General features: G+C 79.8%; 2 protein-coding genes and 1 pseudogene. 2 read left to right on the top strand and 1 reads right to left on the bottom strand.

The genetic code is table 11. From position 1 onward, the window contains the following. Nucleotides 1-1717 (top strand): annotated as a pseudogene (locus tag G6556_RS17480) (glycosyltransferase family 2 protein); the annotation flags it as partial. Between the two features lies 1 nt (nucleotide 1718). After that, nucleotides 1719-3359: a DUF5719 family protein gene (locus tag G6556_RS17475; protein WP_166944227.1), complete on the top strand. Its 1641-nt coding sequence runs from the start codon at nucleotides 1719-1721 to the stop codon at nucleotides 3357-3359. Between the two features lie 12 nt (nucleotides 3360-3371). On the opposite strand, the gene G6556_RS17470 is transcribed toward G6556_RS17475, so the two are convergent. Next, the coding region (locus G6556_RS17470; RefSeq protein ID WP_205693687.1) for a glycosyltransferase family 2 protein at nucleotides 3372-4224 on the bottom strand (853 nt) is incomplete at its 5' end.

The following is a 4224-nucleotide window of genomic DNA, read 5'->3' as shown; positions in this document are numbered from 1 at the left end:
GGTGCCCGCGCGCTCGTCGGCGCGCTCGTCGGTGTCGGCCGCCGCCGCGTCCCTCGCCTTCGCCGTCGTGGCGGCCGGCGCGCCCGCGCTGCTGCTGCCGGGCGTCCTGGTCCTGCTGGTCGTCGCCGCCTGCGCCCCGCGCGGTCGCCGGCTGCGGCTGGTCCTGGCCGCGGTGCCCGCGCTCGTGCTGCTCGGCCCGCTGCTCGCCGAGGCGGCGTCGCGTGGCCTGGCCGGCGTGCGCCTGCTGCTCGCGGACCCGGGCGCGCCGCTGGCCTCCGACCCCGCGTCCCCGGTCGCGACGCTGCTCGGGGTGCCGGTGGACGGGGCCGCGCTGGTGCCGTCGTGGCTGCCCGGCTGGGTGCCCGAGGGCGTCGCCACCTGGTGGCCGGTCGCGACGGGCGGCGCCGTGGTGCTGCTCGCGCTCATCGCCCTGCTCCGCGGCGCGCCGGTCGCCCGGGCGGTGCGGCTGGGCTGGTTCGTCGCGGCCGTCGGCCTGGCGGTCGCCCTGGTCGCCGGCCGGGTGGCCGTCGGCGCGGACGACGGCGCGGTCGTCGTCGGCTGGGCCGGGACCGGCGTGTCGTTCGCCATGGCCGGGCTGCTGGCCGCCGCGGTGCTCGGCACCCGGGGCACGCGCGCCTGGCTCGACCGGGCGTCGTTCGGCTGGCGCCAGCTGACCGCCGCCGTCGTCACCGCCGTGGTCGTCCTGCTGCCCCTGGTCGCCTGGGTCGGCTGGGCGTGGCAGGCGCGCGACGGCGCCGCCGCGGACCTCACGACGATGGACCGCGCGGTGGTGCCCGCGATCGGCCGGCAGACGCAGCAGTCGGAGGACGCGCCGCGCGTGCTGGCGCTGACCCCGTCCGCGGCCGGCTCGGCGAGCGGCGTGCCCGCCGCGGCGACGGGCGCGGTCGACTGGCAGCTGCTGCGCGGCGACGGCCCGCAGGTGCTCGAGTCCGCCGCCGCCACGCGCACGGCGGACCTCACGGGCGACCTGGGCGACGCGGCCGCGGGCGAGCCGGACGCCGCCGGCACCGAGGTCGAGGCCGTCGTCGGGACCCTCGCCGTCGGGTCGAGCACGGACGTCGCCGCGGACCTCGCGGCGCTGGCGGTCGCGGACGTGCTCGTCCCGCCGCTGCCGGACACCGCCGACGACCTCACGCTGGAGCAGGCCCGCACCGCGCTGATCGGCCGGCTGGACGCGACGCCCGGGCTGGAGCGCATCACGGAGGGCGACTCCGGGGTCATCTGGCGCGTGCAGCCCTCGGGCGGCGCGGTCGGCGAGCAGGCGGGGTCCGCGGCGGACGCGGCCGACGCCGACGCGGTCCCGGCCGTCGTGACCGCCTGGGCGCGCCTGGTCCCCGACGCCCGCGCCACGCAGGACGCCGCGGGCCTGGCGTCGGCCGACGCGGTCGCGGTGCCGGCGGTGCCCGGCGTCGTCGCCCGGGTGGACACCGAGATCGAGCCGGGCGCGGCCGGGCGGCTGCTCGTGCTCGCGGAGCGCGCGGACGCCGGCTGGCGCGCCACCCTCGACGGCCGGCCGCTGCGCGCGGTGACCGACGGCTGGCGGCAGACGTTCGAGGTCGGGGCGGAGGGCGGCCGGCTGGTCGTCACCCACGGCGCGCCCGACCGGACGGCGTGGACGGTCGCGCAGGGTGCGGTGGGGCTGCTGGCCCTGCTGCTCGCGCTGCCGGTCCGCCGCCGTCGGGCTGGGAGGCGATGACATGACGGACCCGACCCCCGCGCCGCGCCGCCGGACCGGGCGCGTGGCGCGCCTGCTCTCCGGGGCGCTCGTGCTGGCCCTCACGGGCGGCGTGGTCGCGCTGGCGCTCGCCGCACCGCCGAGCGAGGCGGGCCCCGTGCCGGCCGCGACCGTCGACGTCGCGCCGACCGCCACCACGCTCGTGTGCCCGGGGCCGCTGCAGCTCCCCGACGACGCGCTGTCCGGGGACTCCGCGTTCGACCGGGTGCCGGTCGCGCCCGTCGAGCGCGTGACGGCCTTCGACACCGTGGCCTCCGCGACCGCCTCGCTGACGGTGCTCGGCGCCGACCCGGTCGCCCTGGCGGACGGCGCGGGCACCGTGACCTCGCCGGCCGCCGCCACGGTCCTGCGCGCCGAGCCGGCGGGGGACGACCCCGCCCGGGTCGCGGGCGCCACGTCGTCGGTCGTCACCGACGGCGACCTGCGCGGCCTGTCCGCCGCGTCCTGCGCGCGCCCGTCGGCGGACGTGTGGCTCGTCGGCGGCAGCACCGAGCTGGAGAGCACCGCCGACCTGGTCGTGGTCAACCCGGGCGCCACGCCCGCGGACGTCACCGTCGAGGTGTGGGGCCCCTCCGGCCCGGTCGACCTGGCGAACGGCGGCACGTTCCTCGTGGCGCCGGGCGCGCAGCGGGTGCTGTCCCTGCCGGGCGTCGCCGCAGAGCAGCGCCGGATCGCGGTCCGCGTGACGGCCGCCGGCGGCCAGGTCTCGGCCTACCTGCAGGACTCGCTGCTCGACGGCTTCACGCCCCGCGGCACGGACCTGGTCGCGGCGGGCGCGGCCCCGGCGACGACCCAGGTGGTGCCGGGCATCTCCGTCGCGGCCACCGAGGTGGACGCCCCGGACGCCGGCGCGCTGCGCCTGCTGGTGCCGGGCGACGCGGACGCGACCGCCTCCGTCCGGCTGCTCGGCCCCGACGGCGACGTGGCGCTGCCCGGCGCCCAGGAGCTCGACCTCCCCGCCGGGGAGGTGACCGACGTGTCGCTCGGCGGGCTCGCCGCCGGCAGCTACACCGCCGTCGTCGAGTCCACCGAGGCCGTCGTCGCCGGCGCGATGACCGCGCGCGAGGGCAAGGCCGGCGAGCTGGACGAGGGGCCGCGGCTCGAGCGCGCCTGGACCGCGGCCGCCACCCCCGGCAGCGGCCTGGTGGCGGTCCCGTCCGGCACCGTCGGGACGCTGACCCTGTCCGCGGTGCCCACCGGCGACGAGGACGGCTCCGCCGAGCCCGCGCCCACCCCGTCCGGCACGCCGAGCCCCGAGCCCACCGAGGGCCAGCGACCGGACCCGGAGGCCGACGCCGCGCCGCAGGGCCCCACGGTCACGGTCACGCTGCGCGCGTACGGCGCCGCGGGCGTGCTGGCCGAGCGGGACGTCGAGGTGCCGGTCGGCTCGACGCTGCCCTACGCCGTGAAGGACCTCGGGACCGGCGTCGTGGGCGTCGAGGTGGTGGCGCCGGACGACGACGGCGTCGCGCTGTCCTGGGCGCTGACCGCGGTGGTGGCGCACGCGAGCGGGCCGCTGTACTCGGTGCTCCAGCCGGTCACCGACGCGGAGGCGGTCACCCTGGCGCAGGTGCGCGAGGGGACGCGGGTCGGTCTCGACTGACGCGCCGCGGGCTCAGCGCGCCGCGCGCAGCTCCACGACCTCGCGGGCCCGCAGCCCGAGCGACACGGCGGCGCGCACCGGCCACTGGTACCACCGGTGGTACCGCCGGTGCAGGTAGCGCTCGGCGGACCGGTGGTGCGCCGAGATCATCGCGGCCGGCTTGGCCTTCCACGACACCCCGCCGACGTGCGTCACGCGCGCGGTGGGCACGTACAGGTTCGGCCGGCCGGACAGCGCCAGCCGCTCGCCCAGGTCCACGTCCTCGAAGAACATGAAGTAGTCGTCGTCGAACCCGCCGACGGCCTCGAACGCGTCCCGGCGCAGCAGCAGGCACGCGCCGGACAGCCAGCCCGCGACCCGCTCGTCGCCGACCGTCTCCTGGCGGCGCTGGTAGGCGCGGGTCCACGGGTTGCCCGGCCACACCCTGCCCAGCACCGCGTGCCCGGCGCCCTGGGTCAGCGAGGGCAGCTCGCGCGCCGACGGGTAGACCGTGCCGTCCTCGTTGAGCAGCGCCGGGCCGAGGGCGCCCGCCTCGGGGTGCCGCTGCGCCGCGTCGAGCAGCGTGTCGAGGGAGCCGGGCTCCCAGACGACGTCCGGGTTCGCCACCACGAGGAACGGCTGGGTCGCCCCCCGCGCGCCGGCGTTCGCGCCGCCGCCGTAGCCGAGGTTCTCGCCCGTGCGGACCACGCGCCCGCCCGCCTCGTCCGCGACCCGGTCGGCCTCGCCGGGCTCGGTGCCGTTGTCCACCAGCACCAGCTCGACCGGGGCGGTCGTGGCCGTCGCGAGCGAGCGGGTGAAGTCCGTGAGCTCGGGGCCGGGGTGGTACACGATCGTGACGACCCGGACGGCGGGGCGCCCGGGGGCC

It is taken from the genome of Cellulomonas sp. IC4_254, from assembly GCF_011603975.1.
In the GTDB taxonomy this organism is placed as follows: domain Bacteria; phylum Actinomycetota; class Actinomycetes; order Actinomycetales; family Cellulomonadaceae; genus Cellulomonas.
The sequence above is the reverse complement of the archived record's forward strand: the minus strand, read 5'-3'. Positions and strand labels throughout refer to the sequence as shown.

What these genes read in the sequence shown, in the direction of transcription:
- G6556_RS17475 (WP_166944227.1), top strand. Translation starts at nt 1,719, where the DNA reads ATGACGGACCCGACCCCCGCGCCGCGCCGCCGGACCGGGCGCGTGGCG.